Source organism: Thalassospira sp. Z349TD_5, assembly GCF_056173045.1.
This window is the reverse complement of sequence record NZ_CM149654.1, coordinates 4,009,646-4,027,851: the sequence shown is the minus strand read 5'-3', so window position 1 is coordinate 4,027,851 and position 18,206 is coordinate 4,009,646. Positions and strand designations below refer to the sequence as shown.

Here is an 18,206-nt window from a genome sequence, read left to right as displayed (position 1 = left end):
TCGCACGTCATCCGCCAACAGTAAAGAGCGGACGTTTACGACCGATATGGACGCCCGCCTTCGCGGGCGTGACGGATGGTGTTGCGTGCCGAGAGCTGTGCCTTGCCACGCAACCATTTATCGTCCGGTCCTATGACCAATCCAGCGTAATCACGTCGCCATCAACCAGCGGCAGGTCAACTTCATTGAGGTTTTCCCTCATACCACTGCGATCAACGACTAGAAAATCACTGTCGGGCTCAAGGACCAAAAGCGGATGATGCCAGACGTTTTTGGCGTAAGTCACCCCCTGCGTGCCGTCCGAGATAAACGCGCGTAGGGTGTCTGGTGTCGGGGTATCCGTGCCCGATGCCACCACGATCAGGAATTTCTGACCGGCCAATGGCATGAAGGCCTGCGATCCGAGCGGGTGACGTTCCATCATCTTGATTTCAATCGGCGTGGCCCGTGGTGTGCCGCGAAAGATGCTGATGATGGGGGCACCACCCTGATCCCCGACATCAACGCGCGAGATGTCGTGAAACCGGGTGGTGGTGCCCAGATTGATTTTGTAACTGTCGCGCGCGGTCGCGGTTGAGATGACCTCGCCAAACGGGGCGAAGTCATCCGCGGTAAGCGGTTCGACCTTAAGTTTCATCGACATGCATCCGCCCTATTTACTGGTCGGTTTGCCAAGAATGCGCAAACGGCTAATACCGCCATCGGGGATCGAATTGACCCGCAAATGCGTGACCGGGCCACTGATGGTCAGGGCCGATGCATCAAATTCGTGGATATGGTCCGCCTGCATTTTGCTTTCGGGCAGGATGGTTGACCAGAACATCGAACGTGCGGTGAGCGACTTGTCCTTTTCCCCGTTGACAAACGCACCTTGGATCGACACGCGGTCAGGATAGTTGCCCTTAAAGTGGCAGGTATCGACGATGATTTTTTCAATCTCCCCCGGATTGCCAAGCTCAATGATCAGCCATTCATTGCCCGGTTCACGTCGGCGGCGGGTTTCCCACCCATCGCCCATATTAACCCCGCGACCGGGGGCGAGAATGGCGTTCGGGTTGCCGTAATGGGAATCAGACCAGCCAACGACAACGCCACCATTGATCATGGAGGCCAGATCAACCTGTTCGCCGCGGGCAGCCATTTCAGTCCAGTCGCGGTTCGGGCGGCCATAGACACGCAAACGTGCCACCCCGCCATCGGGATAGATGTGCAGGCGGACATGGGTGTAAATGGCGTCCGAGGTCACATCGGCATAGTGATGCGCGCTGGCCCCAAGGCCCATGGGGGCAACAATTTCCGTCCATGTGGCATCATCACCCGGATCACCCGCCGGGCAATAGCAGCCTTCGAGTGAGCCTGCAGGCGGGAAGTTGCCGGTAAAGTGGCTGGTGTCGATATCCACCCCGTGAATGCGGCCCGATGTTGCCAGACGGACAACACAGTAATCATGGCCTTCGACCCGTTTGCGGCGGCTTTCCCAGCCATCCATCCATTTGCCGTTATCGTCATATCGATCGGGATAGAAAATGGCGTCGCCCGATTGCAGCATGCGCTGTTTGTCGGCAAAGAAATCATCGGTCGCGAAAATGGCTTCTGCGCCCAGACGTTCATCGGCCAGATTAACAAAGCGCCGTGTAAATTCCGGTGCATCATGGTTTTCAGTATGGCTCATAACAGTTCATTCCTGATTTTATCGTTTGTTATTCGGTCCGGGCATGATCGCGCGGATATTTTTATGCTTATAGATCTTCAAGACGTAGTTTGGCGATGCGATGGACTTGACCAATGGCCTCGTTAAACTCGGCCTCGGCATCGTTTTTTACGCGGCGTTCAAAGGCGCTCAGAATATCGGCGCGGTCAAAGCCCTTTACGGCAAAGATAAACGGGAAGCCGAATTTTTGCTTATAGGCGTCATTAAGCTCGGTAAAGCGGGCCAGTTCATCCGCACTGCATTGATCAAGCCCGGCCCCTTTTTGCTCGCTTTGTGAGGAGGCGGTCAAATCGGCCAAGGCCAGTTTTCCAGCCAGATCGGGATGAGCGCGCAGCAAGGATAGCTTATCGGCATCAACCGCGCCATTGACCACGGCCGCCATCGCATCGGCAAGGGCTGTGGGGGTATCAAGCGCACTGCTAATGCCGCGCTCATACAATTTATGGGCGACCCACGGCGAATGTTCATAAACCCAGCCATAGCGCGAGACAAAGGCGCTTTCGGCCAATGTGCTGGGCGGGCGGGTTTCAAAAAGCGATGGTGTGGTGTTCGTCATGGTGACCTTTACTTTTTTGTTTTCTTAGCCGCCAAACGGATGATGTTCGCGCCAATGGCGTGCGATATCAATGCGGCGTGCAAACCAGACATTGTCGTGGCTTTGGACATAATCGACGAAACGTTTCAGGGCGGCAAAACGGCCCGGACGGCCAACCAAGCGGCAATGCAACCCGATGGACAGCATGCGCGGCGTTTCCACCCCTTCTTCATACAGCGTGTCAAAGCTGTCTTTGAGGTACTGGAAATACTGTTCGCCGGAATTAAACCCCTGCATGGCGGCAAAGCGCATGTCATTGGCATCAAGCGTGTAAGGCACGATCAGATGCGGGGTTTCGGTCTGGGTGCTCCAGAACGGGAGTTCATCGCTGTAATCATCGGCATCATAGAGGAACCCGCCCTCTTCGGCGACCAAGCTGCGTGTATTGGGGCTGGTGCGTCCGGTGTACCACCCCAGCGGGCGTTCGCCGGTGATGCCTTTGATAATCTCAATCGCCTTATGAAGATGGTCGCGTTCGAGGTCTTCGGACAGATATTGGTAATCAATCCAGCGATAGCCGTGCGAGCAAATTTCGTGGCCATCCTTCATCGCGGTTTCGCCAACCTTGGGATTGCGCGCCAGCGCCATGGCAACGGCAAAGACCGTGATCGGGATTTGGCGTTCGCGAAACAGGTTCAGTATCCGCCAGACACCAACGCGCGATCCATATTCATAGATCGACTCCATGCTCATATGACGGACACCTTCGCGCATGTCCGCGCCAACGATTTCCGACAGAAACGCCTCGGATGCCTTATCGCCATGCAGGATGCAGTTTTCGCCACCTTCCTCATAGTTCAGGACGAACTGAACCGCGACGCGGGCCTTATTCGGCCAGTTGGCCTTGGGCGGGGTATCGCCATAGCCAATCAGATCGCGCGCATAATTCTGGTCGCTCATTTCTGCCTCTCCTGCCTTCTTTGTATCCCTTGCTTTGTCTGCCGGGATGTTTGGTGTAGCATCTATGGGTATAGCATTAACCATAGGTCGCAGTGCAGCAAGGAAGAACTCCGTTGCTGTAGCGCCGCACTATCAATACGACTTTGATAATGTTCCTGGACGGGATCAGCGGTTTGCCACGTTTTTGTGGTCGTTATGTCTTGGCGCTTGGGCTTTTGACCATTGTTTCGTACCATTCTGCACGAAGTGACGGAATTCGTTTTTCAAAGAATTATTGATATAGTTTCACTTTATCGCCTCTTTCCGAGAACGGGTCGTAATGCGACCCTTTTTAAAATTGCCCTAAACGGGAAGGGCTTAAAAAAACATCGCTCAAAATTGGTACGGCACAAAATCACCAAATAGAATGCCGACCTGGGGAGAAGCGATCGACCACCATATAAGAGTTTGAGAGAGGGAGGCCCGCCATGGGACGACTGACGACGCATGTACTCGACACGGCAAAAGGCTGTCCGGCGGGCGGTATCCGGATCGAGCTGCATCGTTTTGGCAATGGCCATGATGACCTTGTCGCCGAGGCGGTGACCAATGTTGATGGTCGGACCGATGCACCGATGCTCGACGGGGCCTCATTCAAGCCCGGTAAGTATCAGATGGTTTTCCATGCGGGCGATTATTTTGACGCCTGTGGCACAGAGCTTCCTGACCCGAAGTTCCTTGATCAGGTTGTCATCCGGTTTGGCATTTCAGACGGGCAGTCGCACTATCATGTGCCGCTTTTGCTGTCGCCATTCGGCTATTCGACCTATCGCGGAAGCTGAGGCCGGGCATGACGCAACACACCGACATCACTATGCGCCCTGACATCCGTTTCCTTTTGGGGGACGAAGAACGCAGCCTGCGCAATATTGATCCGCAGATGACGGTTCTTGATTACCTGCGTCTTGAAGAACGCAAATCAGGTACGAAAGAAGGCTGTGCGGAGGGGGATTGCGGGGCCTGTACCGTCATTATTGGTGAGCCAAATGGCGATGGGGGCATGGCCTATCGCACGGTAAACGCCTGTATCCAGTTTGTCCCGACCCTTGATGGCAAACAGCTTTTGACGGTCGAACATCTGAAATCCAAAGATGGTAGCTTGCACCCGGTGCAACAGGCGATGGTTGATACCCACGGGTCGCAATGCGGTTTCTGCACGCCGGGCTTTGTCATGAGCCTGTATCAGATTTGGCTTGATGGCGGCGAAGATGACCGGGGTGCGATCAATGATGCGCTGGCCGGGAACCTGTGCCGTTGTACCGGCTATGGCCCGATTATCGAGGCGGCGCGGAATGCTGGCGGTGTTGCCGCCAATGACACAACTGAACAAAAGCGCCGCGCCGACCTTGCCACCCGTTTGACCGATATGGTCAAGGATGGCGGGACTTTGGCAGTGGAACATGCTGCGGGTCGCTATTACGCGCCGCGCACATCCGATGAACTGGCGGCCCTTTTGGTGGCGCATCCGGACGCAACCGTATTGGCGGGCGGAACCGATGTTGGGCTTTGGGTGACCAAGATGCTCAAGCGGCTGGATCCGATCATTTACATTGGCGATGTCCATGATTTGAAATCGGTGAGCGAAACCGAGACGGCCGTGACCATCGGGGCTGGTGTGACCTATAGCCGCGCACATGATGCGCTGGGCCGGGTGGCGGCCGATGTGGGTGAGCTGGTCCGGCGTATCGGATCGCGGCAAATCCGCAATGCCGGGACGGTTGGCGGAAATATTGCCAACGGATCGCCGATTGGTGACATGCCGCCGGCCCTGATTGCACTGGGGGCGAAAATTATCCTTCGCATGGGCGATGTAACGCGCGACGTGCCGTTGGAAGAATTCTTTATCAGCTATGGCAAACAAGACCGGATGCCCGGCGAGTTTGTGCAAAGCGTAATTGTGCCCAAGCCGACATCCGGCTTGGTTTTCAAGGCCTATAAGATTTCCAAACGGTTTGATCAGGATATCACGGCGGTTCTGGGGGCCTTTGCGATCCGGATTGCGGATGGCAAGGTGGCGGAATTCCGTGCCGCGTTTGGCGGTATGGCCGGGACCCCGATGCGGGCCAAGAAATGTGAGGCGGCCCTGATCGGGCAGGACTGGAATGAGGCCAGCCTCAGTGCCGCCCAGCTTGCCCTTGTCAGTGATTTTGCGCCGATGACCGATATGCGGGCATCGAAGGAATACCGCATGCTGGTCGCGCAGAACCTTTTGACCAAGCTGTTTATTGAAACCAGCGCGCCCGATATTGCCACCCGCCTTGTCGGTAAGGAGGCTGCACATGTCTGACCCATCTGCAAACAGCCAAACCGAAGACCTTCTTGCCCCAACGACCGGGCTTTCCGGTGGGGTGCGGACCGCGTCCAAGCATGATAGCGGCCCGAAACATGTCGCGGGCGAAGCGGTTTATATTGATGACATTATCGAGCCGTATGGCACGCTGCATCTGGCACCCGGTGCAGCAACCATCGCGCATGGCAAAATCACCAAAATGGACCTGTCCAAGGTGCGGACAGCACCCGGTGTTGTCTGTGTTTTAACCGCTGATGATATACCCGGTGTCAATGACGTGTCCCCGGCCCATACCCATGATGAGCCGGTCTTGCCCGATGGATTGGTGCAGTTTTATGGTCAGCCGGTTTTTTGTGTGGCGGCGGAAACCCGCGCACAAGCCCGCCATGCCGCCAAACTGGCGGACATTGAATATGAAGAATTGCCAGCGGTTCTGTCGGTCGATGAAGCACTTGAAAAGCAGCTTTTTGTTGCCCCGCCCCATGTGATGAAGCAGGGCGATGCGGCGTCCGCATTGGCCAAGGCCAAGCACCGCCGGTCAGCCCGGATGGAAATTGGTGGGCAGGATCACTTTTACCTCGAAGGCCAGATCAGTTTCGCCATTCCCCAGGAAGACGGCGACGTTTTGTTGCATTGTTCGACCCAGCATCCATCCGAAGTTCAGCACAACATTGCCAATGTTTTGGGCCGTCCGGCCAATGCCGTCACGGTCGAAGTGCGCCGCATGGGGGGCGGTTTTGGCGGTAAGGAAACGCAAGCATCCCAATGGGCGGCATTGGCCGCCATTGTGGCGGTGAAAACCGGTCGCCCGGCGAAATTCCGGCTGGACCGGGATGACGATATGGTCATGACCGGCAAGCGCCATGATTTTATTGTCGATTATGATGTCGGCTTTGACGATGACGGGCGGATTTGCGGGCTTGATATCCAATATGCCGCCAATTGCGGTTTTTCGGCCGATTTGTCGGCTGCGATTGCTGACCGGGCGATGTTCCATACCGACAATGCCTATTACCTTGGCGATGTCGAAATTCGGTCGTACCGCTGCAAAACCAATCTGGTGTCCAATACGGCGTTCCGTGGCTTTGGCGGGCCGCAGGGCATGGTGGCGATTGAACGCATCATTGATGAAATCGCAATGACCGTTGGCCGCGATCCGCTGGATGTGCGGATTGCCAATTATTACGGGACCGATGATCGCAATACGACGCCCTATCACATGGTGGTCGAAGACAATGTTCTGGGTGACCTGACCGATGATATTCTGGCCGCCAGCGATTATCGCAAACGCCGGGCGGATGTGCAGGCGTTTAACGCGCAAAGCTCGGTTTTGAAAAAGGGGCTGTCGTTAACGCCGGTCAAATTTGGCATTTCCTTTACCACGTCGTTCCTGAACCAGGCCGGGGCGCTGATCCATGTTTATCAGGACGGGTCTGTGCATTTGAACCATGGCGGGACGGAAATGGGGCAGGGCCTGTTTATCAAGGTCGCCCAGGTCGTCGCCGAGGAATTCCAGATCGATCTTGATCAGATCAAGATCACCGCGACCAATACCGGAAAAGTGCCCAATACATCGGCGACAGCCGCCTCAAGCGGGGCGGATATGAACGGCATGGCGGCCCGTGATGCGGCGATGACGATCAAGAACCGATTGATCACGTTTGCAGCGGAAAAATACGGTGTGGCCGAGGTGGCGGTGCGGTTTGTGCCCGGCAAGGTGATTGTCGGTGATCAGGCGGAGCTGAGCTTTGCCGATGTGATCAAGCAGGCCTATCTCGCACGGGTGTCGTTGTCGGCGACAGGTTATTACGCGACGCCGAAAATCCATTACGACCGCGAAAACGCGTCGGGCCGGCCATTTTATTACTTTGCCTATGGCATGGCGTGCTCGGAAGTTTTGATCGATACCCTGACCGGTGAAAACAAGGTCACGCGGGTGGATATCATTCATGATGTCGGGCGGTCGCTTAATCCGGCGATTGACCGTGGTCAGATCGAAGGCGGCTTTATCCAAGGCATGGGGTGGCTGACCACCGAGGAGCTTTGGTGGGATGATAAGGGCAATTTGCGCACCCATGCGCCATCAACCTATAAAATCCCGGCCTGTTCGGATCGACCGGAAGATTTCCGCATGGAATTGTGGTCATCGGGACGCAACGTTGAAAAAACCATTCACCGGTCCAAGGCGGTGGGTGAGCCGCCCCTGATGTTGGCGATTTCGGTTCATCGCGCAATTGCCGATGCGATTGCCTCGGTCGCCGATCATAGGGTGATCCCGGCCCTGAATACCCCGGCAACGCCCGAGGCGGTTTTGTATGCGGTGGCCGATGTGGCCAAGCGGATGATGCAAAATGTCGGGCAATCCATGCCCGCGGCGGGGGAATAATCGATGACCCTGTCGCATGGTGCACATATTGATCTGTTGGCATCGTCGGGGCCGGTGATGCTGGTCAGTGTTGCGGCCATTCGCGGATCAACCCCGCGTGAAGCCGGTGCTTTCATGCTGATCGGGTCAGAGGGCATTTCCGGTACGATTGGTGGCGGAAACCTTGAACATCAGGTGACGCGCTGGGTGCGCGATGCATTTGCCGCAGCAGAGGATGTTAGCGCTAACATCCCTGACATCGCCAATGCTGAAATCGTGCGGTTCCCGCTGGGGCCGGGCTTGGGCCAATGTTGCGGCGGGTCGGTTGAGGTCGGGTTTCATCTGCTTGGGCCGTCGCAAAAGACCATACTTTCAAGCGCCTTCAAACAGCTTGTTAGCGGCGGCGGGCAAAACGATGGTCACTGGATCATGATGCCGACCAGCGACAATCACCTCGATGTGGCCGATGCCAAGCAATCATCCGTGTTAATGCGGACCTTCGGTGCATTGCGCGGCGGGATGGTGAGCCATAACGGTGTGGATATGCTGTGTCTGCGTCTGGATGACGCGGCGACACCGGTGTGGATTTTCGGGGCCGGGCATGTGGGCGCGGCACTGGTGAATGCCTTGGCACCCTTGCCGTTTGACATTCATCTTGTCGATTCGCGTGAGGACTATCTGACAGGACTGAGCGGGGCGAAACTTCAGGTGTGTCACAGTGATAAACCGCAAGAAGAAGTCGCCGATATTCCAGCTGGTGCGCATGTTTTGATCCTGACCCACAACCATGCGCTTGATTTTGACATCTGCCGGGCGGCGTTGGTGCGCGGTGATCTTGGCTTTGTCGGCATGATTGGCAGTCAGACAAAACGCGCGCGTTTTATCCGGCGGCTTACCGATCGGGGTTTAAGCGCAGCGGCGATTGGTCGTTTGACCTGCCCGATTGGCGTTGGTGGGATTACCGGCAAACAGCCCGCCGTGATTGCGGCGTCAGTTGCCGTGCAATTGCTGTCTGTGCGCGAAGCACAGATGGCGCAAAATCAGCCGATTAAAACCGCATCAGACGGGGCGGGTTGATTGTAATACCAACGGTTCTCATTATTGACCGGTTTGATGGCGCCAAATTCGTTTAGTCGGCGAGGCGTGTCGTGCCGGTCATATCGGGGATATGGGCAAGCGACGGAACGCAGCCGATGGACGAATTTGGCCCACCCGAAGGGCCGGCTTGTCGCGTCCGCCGGACATCGTTATGTTCCGCTTGTGGTCAGAAAGACCACGGCGCGAAACATGCCTTGCCAGCAGACGCGACAAGCCGGTCAAACCGGTCAATAATGAGAACCGTTGGTATGAGCCTTCATTGAAGGTGTTTTTAATGATAAAGGGCCGCGTTAATGACGGCCTGATCAGGTGATCTGGTTTGCCAGATCAAGGGTTTCGCAAAGGAGAACTGGCAGTGTGTGATGCCAAAAAGGGCCATATGCGCCATGCCGTGGATTTATCCCGGCAAAAAATGAACGAGGGATGTGGTGGGCCGTTCGGGGCAATCATTGTGCGCAATGGTGAAGTGATTGCCGAAGGATGGAATAACGTCACATCGACAAACGATCCAACCGCGCATGCCGAGGTCAGCGCCATTCGTGCGGCGTGCGAAAAACTTGGCAGTTTTGACCTTGCCGGGTGCGAGATTTACACCAGTTGCGAACCCTGCCCGATGTGTCTTTCGGCGATCTATTGGGCCCGTCTTGACAAGATCTATTATGCCAATGGCCGCGATGATGCCGCCGCCATCGGTTTTGATGATCAGTTCCTGTATGATGAAGTGGCAAAGCCGATCACGGATCGGTCCTTGCCCATCGAGCATGTCGATGTGCCCGAAGCGCGCGAGGTTTTCGCCGCCTGGGACACCAAAACCGACAAGATCGCATATTGAGACCGTTTGATTGCAGCACAGAATGCGGTAAAACCGCCGACGGTGTGCAAAATCATATTGCTAAATAGGGGTGGTAGCAGTGACGTCAATGACCGGTGATGCCGGGGCAGAAGCCATGACGGGGGCAGGGCACGCGCAACTTGAGGTGCGCGGTGTGACCAAGGCCTTTCCGGGCTGTCTGGCCAATGACGATATCAGTTTCCGTATCGAACCGGGCGAGATCCATGCGCTGCTTGGGGAAAATGGGGCTGGTAAAAGTACGCTTGTGAAAATCATTTACGGTGTCTTGCAGGCCGATCAGGGCGAGGTGCTTTGGGACGGCAAGCCAGTGACCATTCACAGCCCGCATGATGCGCGTGAAATGGGTGTTGGTCTGGTGTTCCAGCATTTCTCGCTGTTTGAAACCATGACGGTGCTTGAAAACATTGCACTGGCGATGAATGACGTGCGCGACATGGAGGTGCTGCGCAAGCAGGTGGTCGAGGTTGAAAAGACCTATGGCCTGCCGCTTGATCCGGATCGCCATGTTTATACGTTGTCGGTTGGCGAACGCCAACGCATCGAGATTGTCCGGTGCCTGCTGCAAAATCCCAAGCTTCTTATTCTTGATGAGCCGACCTCGGTCTTAACCCCGCAAGAAGTCGAAAAGCTGTTTGAAACGCTGCGCCGTCTTTCAGCGGAAGGCTGTGCTATTTTGTATATCAGCCACAAGCTGCATGAGGTCAAAGCGCTGTGTCAGACGGCAACGGTCCTGCGCGGTGGCAAGGTGGTTGGCGGCTGTGACCCGCGGGAAGAAACCGCAAAATCGATGGCCGAAATGATGATCGGCCAGAAACTGACCGCACCGGACAGGGGCAATGACCGGGCCTTTGGCGAGGTTCGTCTTGAGGTCAGCAATTTGTCACTGGCCAGCGAAGAACAGTTTGGCACTGATCTTAAGGATGTCAATCTGACCGTGCGCGGCGGTGAAATCCTCGGTGTTGCCGGGGTTGCCGGGAACGGTCAGAACGAACTGTTTCAGGCACTGGCGGGGGAAACCGAACAGTTTGCCGCCCCCGATAACATCAAGATTGATGGTACGTCGGTCGCGCATTTCGGACCGCGCCGCCGCCGTCGCCTTGGCGCGACATTCGTGCCCGAAGAACGCAATGGCCATGGTGCCGTGCCCGATATGAGTTTGGCCGAAAACGGGTTCCTGACGGCATTTCGCCGGATGGCCTTGACGGCACGCGGTTTGATCCGCGAAGTCCCGACGAGGTCCTTTGCCGATACCATCATTAAAACATTTGATGTCCGCACCACCGGTGCGGGGGCTGAAGCCGGAAGTCTTTCAGGTGGGAACCTTCAAAAATTCATCGTCGGGCGTGAAATCCTGCAAGACCCCGGTGTGCTGGTGATTTCCCAGCCGACCTGGGGGGTTGATGCCGGCGCGGCCAGTGCCATTCATCAGGCGTTGCTTGATCTGGCGGCAAAGGGTACGGCGGTTCTGGTGATTTCGCAGGATCTCGACGAGATTTTTGCGATTTGTGATCAGGTCGTTGTGATGTCGGAGGGCAAAATGTCCAAATCGCGTCCGATGGCCGATGTCAGCATCGAAGAAATTGGTCTGTTGATGGGGGGCCTCCATGATCTGGACGGCGACGCGACCCCGGCGAACGGCACGTTAAGCACAGGAGGCCGCGTTGATCAGGCTTGAACCCCGCCGTTCGCATTCACAGGCGATGGTCTATCTGTCGCCGGTTTTGGCAATCGTCATGACGCTTGTTGTTGGCGGCATCATCTTTGCCTTTATGGGCAAGAACCCGCTTGAAGCGCTTTATACCTTCTTTATTCTGCCGATCAGCAACAGCTATGGCGTGTCCGAGCTTCTGGTCAAGGCGACCCCGCTTGTGATCATTGCGATTGGTCTTGCGATGGGGTTTCGGGCAAACGTCTGGAACATTGGTGCCGAAGGGCAGCTGACCATGGGGGCGATCTTTGGCGGTGGCTTAGCCCTTTATTTCTATGACAGTCAAAGCGTGTTTTTGCTGCCGGCCATGCTGGTGTTTGGCGCCATCGGCGGGGCGTTCTGGGGGGCAATTCCCGCCCTGTTGCGCACGCGCTTTAACGCCAATGAAATTCTGACCAGCCTGATGCTGACCTATGTTGCGACCCTGTTTTTAAGTTATCTGGTGCATGGTCCGTGGCGGAACCCCGAAGGATTTAACTTCCCGGAATCGCGCCCCTTCCCCGATGCCGGACTGTTGCCGATCATTTATGACGGCACGCGGGTGCATCTGGGCACGGCGATTGCGGTTCTGGTGGTGATTGCCGGGTGGTTGTTACTGTCGAAATCCTTGATCGGGTTTCAGTTGCGTGTGGTTGGCAAGGCCCCGCAGGCCGCCCGCCACGTCGGGTTCCGCCAAAAACGCATGATCTGGTTTACCCTGCTTTTGGGTGGTGGACTTTCGGGATTGGCTGGTTTGTTTGAAGTTGCGGGCCCGATTGGCCAGTTGCAGCCGTCGATTTCGCCCGGATATGGCTTTACCGCGATCATTGTTGCCTTTTTGGGGCGTTTGCATCCGGTGGGCATTCTGTTTGGTGGTTTGATTATGGCGCTGACCTATCTTGGCGGTGAACTTGCCCAGATTACGCTGGGGCTTCCCAATGCGGTGACCGGCCTGTTTCAGGGGATTTTGCTGTTCTTCCTGCTGGCCTGTGATGTTTTGACCAAATACCGTATTCGTTTCGGTTCTATCGCGGCAAAAGGGAGAACCGCATAATGGATTGGATTGTTCCTTTCACATTGACGGTGATTACCGCATCGACCCCGCTTTTGCTGGCGGCGTCGGGTGAGTTGATCACGGAAAAGTCCGGTGTGCTTAATCTTGGCGTCGAAGGCATGATGCTGGTTGGGGCGATTGCCGGTTTTGCCGTCACCGCGACGACCGGATCGGCCATTCTGGGTATTTTTGCATCGGTGGTGGCCGGGGTGTTGATATCGCTGATCTTTGCGTTTCTGACCTTGACCCTGATGGCCAATCAGGTGGCGACGGGACTTGCGCTGACCATCTTCGGGGTTGGTTTTTCCGCCCTTGTCGGATCGGGTTTTGTCGGTTTTGCGATTGATCCGCTGCCGTCACTTTCGATCCCGGGGATCAGCCAGATTCCGGTGATTGGTCCGATCCTGTTTGGGCAGGACTTCCTTGTTTATTTCTCGTTGCTTGTGGTGTTCGGGGTGGGTTATTTCCTGACTAGAACCCGGGCGGGATTGATCCTCAAGGCGGTGGGTGATTCGCATCATTCGGCCAATGCGATTGGCTATTCGGTGATTAAAATCCGCTATCTTGCCACGATGTTTGGCGGGGCGATGGCCGGATTGGCCGGGGCGTATTTGTCGCTGTCCTATACCCCGATGTGGGCGGAAAATATGACGGCGGGCCGTGGCTGGATCGCGCTGGCACTGGTGGTGTTTGCCACGTGGCGTCCGGGGCGGTTGTTGGCCGGGGCCTATATGTTTGGCCTGATTTCGGTCATGCAGCTTCATGCGCAGGGAGCGGGCATTCATGTGCCATCCCAGTTCATGTCGATGCTGCCGTATCTGGCGACGGTGATTGTGCTGGTGATTATTTCCAGTGACCGTGCGAAAATCAGACTGAATGCGCCGGCCTGTATTGGTCAGGCGTTCAGACCGGCCCACTAAGGCCGGTCTGCGATTGGGACCGGAACACGACAAATGATGTTCCAGCCCAGCGGGAGGAAGAGCGCGACGGACCAAAACTCACACAAGGCGGTCGATTGGTGTGGCCGGTTTGTCTGAGTCTTGGTTCGCGTGAGAACACGTCATTGATTGCAAACAGGAATGTGTTTAAATCCTGATCTGCTGATTAACAGGGAGACTACATAATGAATACAAGTTTCATGAAGCGTACCCTTACCGCCGTTGTGGCGACGGGTGCACTTGCATTGGGCATGGGTGCAGCCCAGGCCGAAGACGTCAAAGTCGGTTTTGTTTATGTTGGCCCGATTGGCGACCATGGCTGGTCCTATCGTCACGACATTGGCCGTCAGGCGATTGAAAAAGAATTGGGTGATGCGGCTTCGACAAGCTATGTCGAAAGTGTGCCAGAAGGTGCCGATGCGGAACGCGTTATCCGTCAGATGGCGCAGACCGGTCACAATCTGATCTTCACCACTTCGTTCGGGTATATGAACCCGACCGAAAAAGTGGCCAAGCAGTTCCCGAATGTGAAATTCGAACATGCAACCGGTTACAAACGTGCCGATAACCTTTCGACCTATGCCGCACGTTTCTATCAGGGCCGTTATGTTGCGGGCGTAATTGCCGGTAAAATGACCAAGTCGAACACCGTCGGCTATGTTGGGTCGTTCCCGATCCCGGAAGTTGTGCGTGGCATCAACGCCTTCATGCTTGGTGCATGGTCGGTGAACCCGGACGTTAAAGTGAAAATCGTTTGGGCCAACACCTGGTATGATCCGGGCAAAGAAGGTGATGCTGCCAAGGCGCTGATCGATCAGGGTGCTGACATCATGGTGCAGCATACCGACAGCCCGGCACCGCTTCAGGTTGCAGAAAACCGTGGCGTTCTTGGTTTCGGTCAAGCTTCTGACATGATCAAGTTTGCGCCAAAAGCACAGCTGACCGCGATTGTTGATAACTGGGACAAATACTATGTCGAGCGCGCCAAAGCGGTTGCTGATGGCACGTGGGAGTCGATCGACACCTGGGGTGGTATTGATAGCGGCATGGTCAACATGGCGCCTTACACCAACATGCCTGACGACGTAAAAGCGCTTGCAGAAGAAGTCGAAGCCAAAATTTCTTCGGGTGAACTGCATCCGTTCACCGGCCCGATCTATGATCAGGCAGGTGAGTTGCGTATCAAGGAAGGCGAAATGGCCGAAGATGGCATGCTGCTTGGCATGGACTGGTACATCAAAGGCATCGACGCTGAATTGCCGAAATAATCGAGATTGCCGATCTTTCTGATTGGTGAAAAACCCCCGCACAGGAAACTGTGCGGGGGTTTCTATTTTCAGGGCTTCGGCGCGTTCAGGGCCGTTCTGGTGTTGGGGTTGGTGACGAGGTAGGGCCGCTTTTTTCGTAGGCCACCATTTCGGTTCTTGGATGACGCAACGCATACAGGGCGGCCCGCAGCCCACGCAGTTTGACCTTATGTTCACGGGTTTTTCCGGCCCAACGTTCGCGAAACAGATCCATGTCATCCCGGCGGGCAAAATAGATCACCATATCAACGAACGGTGCAGATTGCCCGGACCGAGGGATTTCGATGTTGCGAATGCCCATGGTCCAGCGGTCACTGCGGATATTCTTATCAAGCCAATCAAGCACATTTTGCGCTGATTGCTTTTCGTGAATGACAACACGGAACGGAAAATTGCGAAGGTCTTGTTGCATTTGTCCCCCAAGACAAGCCCTGTTCGACATCCCGATGATACATCATGGCTGTTTAAAAGATGTATAAATCCTTTGTCTTTGAATTTTAACGGTTTATCTATTTTGGAGATAAACGGGCGACAGGGGAAATCGTAGCGTGACGATTGGACAAAAAGAGTTTGGCGTTCTCAATCAAATGATCCCTTCATTGTATGAAGCGGCGATCTCACCTGAATTGTGGGGGGAGCGGCTTGATTGGTTGGCCGGGGTCCTGCACAGCAACAGTATTGTTCTGGTACGGATCGATAATATTCGACCCGAAATTTCTGATTATTCGTTTCACGCCAATACCTGGGTTACGCCAGAAATGCTTGGTGAATATCTTCGCCTTGGTCTGAATGAAAATGATGGATCGGCCTATTTTCATCAGCTTGATCTTTACGAATTTTCGGTTGGCGACGAAATGCGTCACCGCAATGGCGATATGTCGCCGTCACGGTTTTATCCGTGGCTTGAAAAAGTCGCTGGCTGCAATCAAGCGGCGGGATTGTGTCTGTCCAAGGACCCGTCTGGATATGACATTCTGACCACCCATTACCGTGATGATGGCCCCTTCGTGCCAAACGAGGCTGCGGAAATGTTGCGCCTTATTGGTCCGCACTTGACGAAGGTTCTGGAAATGAACCGGCCGGTCAATCTTTTGCGTCACCGATATGGTGCGTTTCTTGATGTGCTGGATCGGTTGCGGATCGGGGTGGGCATTGTGACGGCCAATTCCGAACTTATCCTTGCCAATGACGAGTTCAATCGCATCGTTTCAACCGGTGACAGCCTGACCATGGGTGCGGGGGCGCACCTTTCGGCGCATGATGATCACGATGCACGTCTGTTGCGAGATGCAGTTATAAAGCTAAGCCGTCGCGACGGCTTGCTCAAGACATCGGAAAGTTTGCGTTTAAATAGCCTGATTAACGAAAACAGCGCCTATTTGCTGGATCTGTCGCCGCTGCGCGAAAGTCGCGGGACGTTTGGGGGGCAATTTTCCGGTGTGCTGGTCACTGTGGTTGATCCGTTCTGGTACACGGACCTGAATGTTGGCTTGATGCGACAACACTATAATCTGACCGCGACCGAGGCCGATATTTTTGATGCTGTTCTGCGTGGATTAAGCAACAGCGATATTGCCGACCATTTGGGCAAGGGGCGCGAAACCGTTAAATCCCAGCTTGCCAGTATCTTGCGCAAAACAGGTGCGCCCGACCGGCTTGGGCTTGTACGCCTTGCCGTGCAGCTTTTGATCCCGCTTAACGATGATGGAGCACGCAAGGGTTCTGTCACGGGCAAAGTGCTGTGATATCGACACGCAGATGATCGAGGTCCGGTTGATCAGGTGTTCAACCGGACCTTCTGAAGCATCTCCTGTCAACAGGTTGGCCTTCAGGCGATCATTGATGTTCGATTTCGGATGTCGCGATTAGCTGGCACCTTGACCAAGGTCGAGCTCGTAGTTTTCAGTCAGGCCGCGTTTTTTGTGGACCTTGGTGAATTTGATCGGCCATTTGTTGTCTGGTGAATAGAACCAGGTGCGCGTGTTTGAGGTATCCTTACAAACCACCTCGTAGGTCGGAATGGTTTTGGTGCCAAGTGTCACCATTGCGACACCCTCAACGACGCAATTGCGTGTCGTAGACCAAGTGTCTTTGCCATCTGTACCGTTGACGTCAACGGTCATTGTCTTGCCGACCTTAAGCGGCCAGATCTCGCCTGTTTTGGTGATGGTCTGTGTGCCGTTCGACCCGCCGCAATCGGACCATTTTGTTTCTGGGCTTATAAAGCCGGCACCTTCGGTAACACATCCAACGTCGTCACCCTCGGTGACGGAAAAGACAAATCCATCTGCCTTTTCTGCGGTAACGGTCAGTGTTTCCTTACTGCCGTTGCGATAATATGTGTAGTTGTCACCGACAGAAAGTTCAGGTTTGTCGAGCGACAGCAGGCTGACATTGGTGTCGCGAACAACATTGTTGCCCATGGTCTGGCACGCGGCCAATCCAAGCAAGGCGGCAAAAGGAATAAACAGTTTTTTCATCGAAATCTCCCAGGCGTGAAAAACCGGAACTACTGCGTCCCCGCGCAGGTCCGGTTGGATGCGTTCGGTCCCATTGAATGTGATTTCGGTCACCTGTACATCCCCCACCTGGGGGATGGGTCGATGCATTTATGCGTCTGGCTACTGGTAATTTGGCGCGGATTTCCCATCTGCGAAGGGTACAAAAACTAAAATTACTCTGATTTCCGCGAGGAGGGTTAGGGTGTGAAATCTATGGAAAAATTACATTTTTTCTTCGCTGAGTTAAGGTTACATGATAATCGGACAGTCTAAATTCCCTCCACGTCTTAATTGCAGGGGCAGAAAAATATAAACGGGGTATTGAAGGTTGAGTGAAAAGCGTTCAGGTGTTCAGCCGTCCGGCAAGGAACGCCATTTCAAACCAGAAGAACTGATTGTCAGCAAGACCGACCTTAAGGGTCGGATCACCTATGCCAACGAACTGTTTTTGAGCTTGGCCGACTTCAGTGAAAAGGAAGTCCTTGGTCAGCCCCATTCGCTTATCCGTCACCCCGATATGCCGCGCTGCATTTTCAAAATGCTGTGGGATGAAATTGCAGCCGGGCATGAGATTTTTGCCTATGTCGTGAATATGGGCAAAAAGGGTGATCATTATTGGGTCTATGCCCATATCACCCCGACATTTGATGCCGCGCACAAGGTGATTGGCTATCATTCCAATCGCCGGGTTGCCGACCCAAAGATTCTTAAGGAAACGATCATTCCGCTTTATGCGGAGCTGCGCAAGATCGAGGACAGTACGGCCAACCGTAAGGACGGAATGACGGCCGCATCCAAGGTTCTTGCGCAAAAGCTTTCCGATGCCGGTATGGCGTACGATAAATTCATCCAAAGTCTTTAAGACCAA

At 54.8% G+C, this 18,206-nt stretch carries 17 protein-coding genes; 11 read left to right on the top strand and 6 right to left on the bottom strand.

What is annotated here, in order from left to right:
- Positions 1 to 130: 130 nt before the first annotated feature.
- The 4 genes from AC0VXT_RS18470 to puuE form a co-directional block, all read right to left on the bottom strand.
- Entirely contained in the window at positions 131 to 643 is a 513-nt protein-coding gene (locus tag AC0VXT_RS18470; RefSeq protein ID WP_475546580.1) for an ureidoglycolate lyase, read from the bottom strand.
- A 9-nt stretch (positions 644 to 652) separates the two neighbouring features.
- Positions 653 to 1,672: an allantoicase gene (alc, locus tag AC0VXT_RS18465; protein WP_475546579.1), complete on the bottom strand. Its 1,020-nt coding sequence runs from the start codon at positions 1,670 to 1,672 to the stop codon at positions 653 to 655.
- Positions 1,673 to 1,739: 67 nt separating this feature from the next.
- Positions 1,740 to 2,267, bottom strand: a complete 528-nt coding sequence (gene uraD, locus AC0VXT_RS18460; protein ID WP_475546578.1) for a 2-oxo-4-hydroxy-4-carboxy-5-ureidoimidazoline decarboxylase — start codon at positions 2,265 to 2,267, stop codon at positions 1,740 to 1,742.
- A gap of 24 nt (positions 2,268 to 2,291) precedes the next feature.
- On the bottom strand, positions 2,292 to 3,206 hold the full coding sequence (puuE, locus tag AC0VXT_RS18455) for an allantoinase PuuE (protein ID WP_475546577.1): 915 nt from the start codon (positions 3,204 to 3,206) through the stop codon (positions 2,292 to 2,294).
- A gap of 467 nt (positions 3,207 to 3,673) precedes the next feature.
- Between puuE and uraH the strand changes: the two genes are divergently transcribed.
- From uraH to AC0VXT_RS18410, 9 genes are all read left to right on the top strand, one after another.
- Positions 3,674 to 4,027, top strand: coding sequence for a hydroxyisourate hydrolase (gene uraH, locus AC0VXT_RS18450; protein WP_022732611.1), 354 nt, complete (start codon positions 3,674 to 3,676; stop codon positions 4,025 to 4,027).
- 8 nt (positions 4,028 to 4,035) lie between these two features.
- The gene (gene xdhA / locus AC0VXT_RS18445) at positions 4,036 to 5,532 is read left to right on the top strand and encodes a xanthine dehydrogenase small subunit (RefSeq protein WP_475546576.1); all 1,497 of its coding nucleotides are present in this window, start codon (positions 4,036 to 4,038) and stop codon (positions 5,530 to 5,532) included.
- On the top strand, positions 5,525 to 7,921 hold the full coding sequence (gene xdhB / locus AC0VXT_RS18440) for a xanthine dehydrogenase molybdopterin binding subunit (protein WP_475546575.1): 2,397 nt from the start codon (positions 5,525 to 5,527) through the stop codon (positions 7,919 to 7,921). The genes xdhA and xdhB overlap by 8 nt, the downstream gene beginning before the upstream one ends.
- A 3-nt stretch (positions 7,922 to 7,924) precedes the next feature.
- A complete protein-coding gene (gene xdhC / locus AC0VXT_RS18435; RefSeq protein WP_475546574.1) occupies positions 7,925 to 8,977 on the top strand; it encodes a xanthine dehydrogenase accessory protein XdhC in 1,053 nt (350 codons plus the stop codon).
- Between the two features lie 376 nt (positions 8,978 to 9,353).
- Positions 9,354 to 9,830 (top strand): nucleoside deaminase, encoded by a 477-nt coding sequence (locus tag AC0VXT_RS18430; protein ID WP_475546573.1) that lies wholly within the window; start codon positions 9,354 to 9,356, stop codon positions 9,828 to 9,830.
- A gap of 88 nt (positions 9,831 to 9,918) precedes the next feature.
- The gene (locus AC0VXT_RS18425; RefSeq protein ID WP_475548598.1) at positions 9,919 to 11,526 is read left to right on the top strand and encodes an ABC transporter ATP-binding protein; all 1,608 of its coding nucleotides are present in this window, start codon (positions 9,919 to 9,921) and stop codon (positions 11,524 to 11,526) included.
- Entirely contained in the window at positions 11,513 to 12,592 is a 1,080-nt protein-coding gene (locus tag AC0VXT_RS18420; RefSeq protein WP_475546572.1) for an ABC transporter permease, read from the top strand. Before AC0VXT_RS18425 ends, AC0VXT_RS18420 begins: the two co-directional genes overlap by 14 nt.
- On the top strand, positions 12,592 to 13,512 hold the full coding sequence (locus tag AC0VXT_RS18415) for an ABC transporter permease (protein WP_475546571.1): 921 nt from the start codon (positions 12,592 to 12,594) through the stop codon (positions 13,510 to 13,512). The genes AC0VXT_RS18420 and AC0VXT_RS18415 overlap by 1 nt, the downstream gene beginning before the upstream one ends.
- 218 nt (positions 13,513 to 13,730) lie before the next feature.
- Positions 13,731 to 14,798, top strand: coding sequence for a BMP family ABC transporter substrate-binding protein (locus AC0VXT_RS18410; RefSeq protein ID WP_475548597.1), 1,068 nt, complete (start codon positions 13,731 to 13,733; stop codon positions 14,796 to 14,798).
- Between the two features lie 85 nt (positions 14,799 to 14,883).
- Here AC0VXT_RS18410 and AC0VXT_RS18405 read toward each other — a convergent pair whose 3' ends face one another.
- Positions 14,884 to 15,249, bottom strand: coding sequence for a hypothetical protein (locus tag AC0VXT_RS18405; protein ID WP_475546570.1), 366 nt, complete (start codon positions 15,247 to 15,249; stop codon positions 14,884 to 14,886).
- Between the two features lie 136 nt (positions 15,250 to 15,385).
- Between AC0VXT_RS18405 and AC0VXT_RS18400 the strand changes: the two genes are divergently transcribed.
- Complete coding sequence (locus AC0VXT_RS18400; RefSeq protein ID WP_475546569.1) at positions 15,386 to 16,582, top strand: helix-turn-helix transcriptional regulator; 1,197 nt, start codon at positions 15,386 to 15,388, stop codon at positions 16,580 to 16,582.
- Between the two features lie 120 nt (positions 16,583 to 16,702).
- Here AC0VXT_RS18400 and AC0VXT_RS18395 read toward each other — a convergent pair whose 3' ends face one another.
- The gene (locus AC0VXT_RS18395; protein ID WP_475546568.1) at positions 16,703 to 17,317 is read right to left on the bottom strand and encodes a hypothetical protein; all 615 of its coding nucleotides are present in this window, start codon (positions 17,315 to 17,317) and stop codon (positions 16,703 to 16,705) included.
- Between the two features lie 349 nt (positions 17,318 to 17,666).
- On the opposite strand from AC0VXT_RS18395, the gene AC0VXT_RS18390 reads away from it, so the two are divergent.
- Entirely contained in the window at positions 17,667 to 18,200 is a 534-nt protein-coding gene (locus AC0VXT_RS18390; protein ID WP_101304692.1) for a PAS domain-containing protein, read from the top strand.
- The last annotated feature ends 6 nt before the right edge of the window (positions 18,201 to 18,206 follow it).

Bases quoted from the DNA above. Each gene is read 5' to 3' on its own strand.
- uraH (WP_022732611.1), top strand. From the start codon at position 3,674: ATGGGACGACTGACGACGCATGTACTCGACACGGCAAAAGGCTGTCCG.
- AC0VXT_RS18470 (WP_475546580.1), bottom strand. From the start codon at position 643: ATGTCGATGAAACTTAAGGTCGAACCGCTTACCGCGGATGACTTCGCC.
- alc (WP_475546579.1), bottom strand. From the start codon at position 1,672: ATGAGCCATACTGAAAACCATGATGCACCGGAATTTACACGGCGCTTT.
- AC0VXT_RS18410 (WP_475548597.1), top strand. From the start codon at position 13,731: ATGAAGCGTACCCTTACCGCCGTTGTGGCGACGGGTGCACTTGCATTG.
- puuE (WP_475546577.1), bottom strand. From the start codon at position 3,206: ATGAGCGACCAGAATTATGCGCGCGATCTGATTGGCTATGGCGATACC.
- AC0VXT_RS18425 (WP_475548598.1), top strand. From the start codon at position 9,919: ATGACCGGTGATGCCGGGGCAGAAGCCATGACGGGGGCAGGGCACGCG.
- xdhA (WP_475546576.1), top strand. From the start codon at position 4,036: ATGACGCAACACACCGACATCACTATGCGCCCTGACATCCGTTTCCTT.
- AC0VXT_RS18415 (WP_475546571.1), top strand. From the start codon at position 12,592: ATGGATTGGATTGTTCCTTTCACATTGACGGTGATTACCGCATCGACC.
- xdhB (WP_475546575.1), top strand. From the start codon at position 5,525: ATGTCTGACCCATCTGCAAACAGCCAAACCGAAGACCTTCTTGCCCCA.
- AC0VXT_RS18395 (WP_475546568.1), bottom strand. From the start codon at position 17,317: ATGAAAAAACTGTTTATTCCTTTTGCCGCCTTGCTTGGATTGGCCGCG.
- uraD (WP_475546578.1), bottom strand. From the start codon at position 2,267: ATGACGAACACCACACCATCGCTTTTTGAAACCCGCCCGCCCAGCACA.
- xdhC (WP_475546574.1), top strand. From the start codon at position 7,925: ATGACCCTGTCGCATGGTGCACATATTGATCTGTTGGCATCGTCGGGG.
- AC0VXT_RS18405 (WP_475546570.1), bottom strand. From the start codon at position 15,249: ATGCAACAAGACCTTCGCAATTTTCCGTTCCGTGTTGTCATTCACGAA.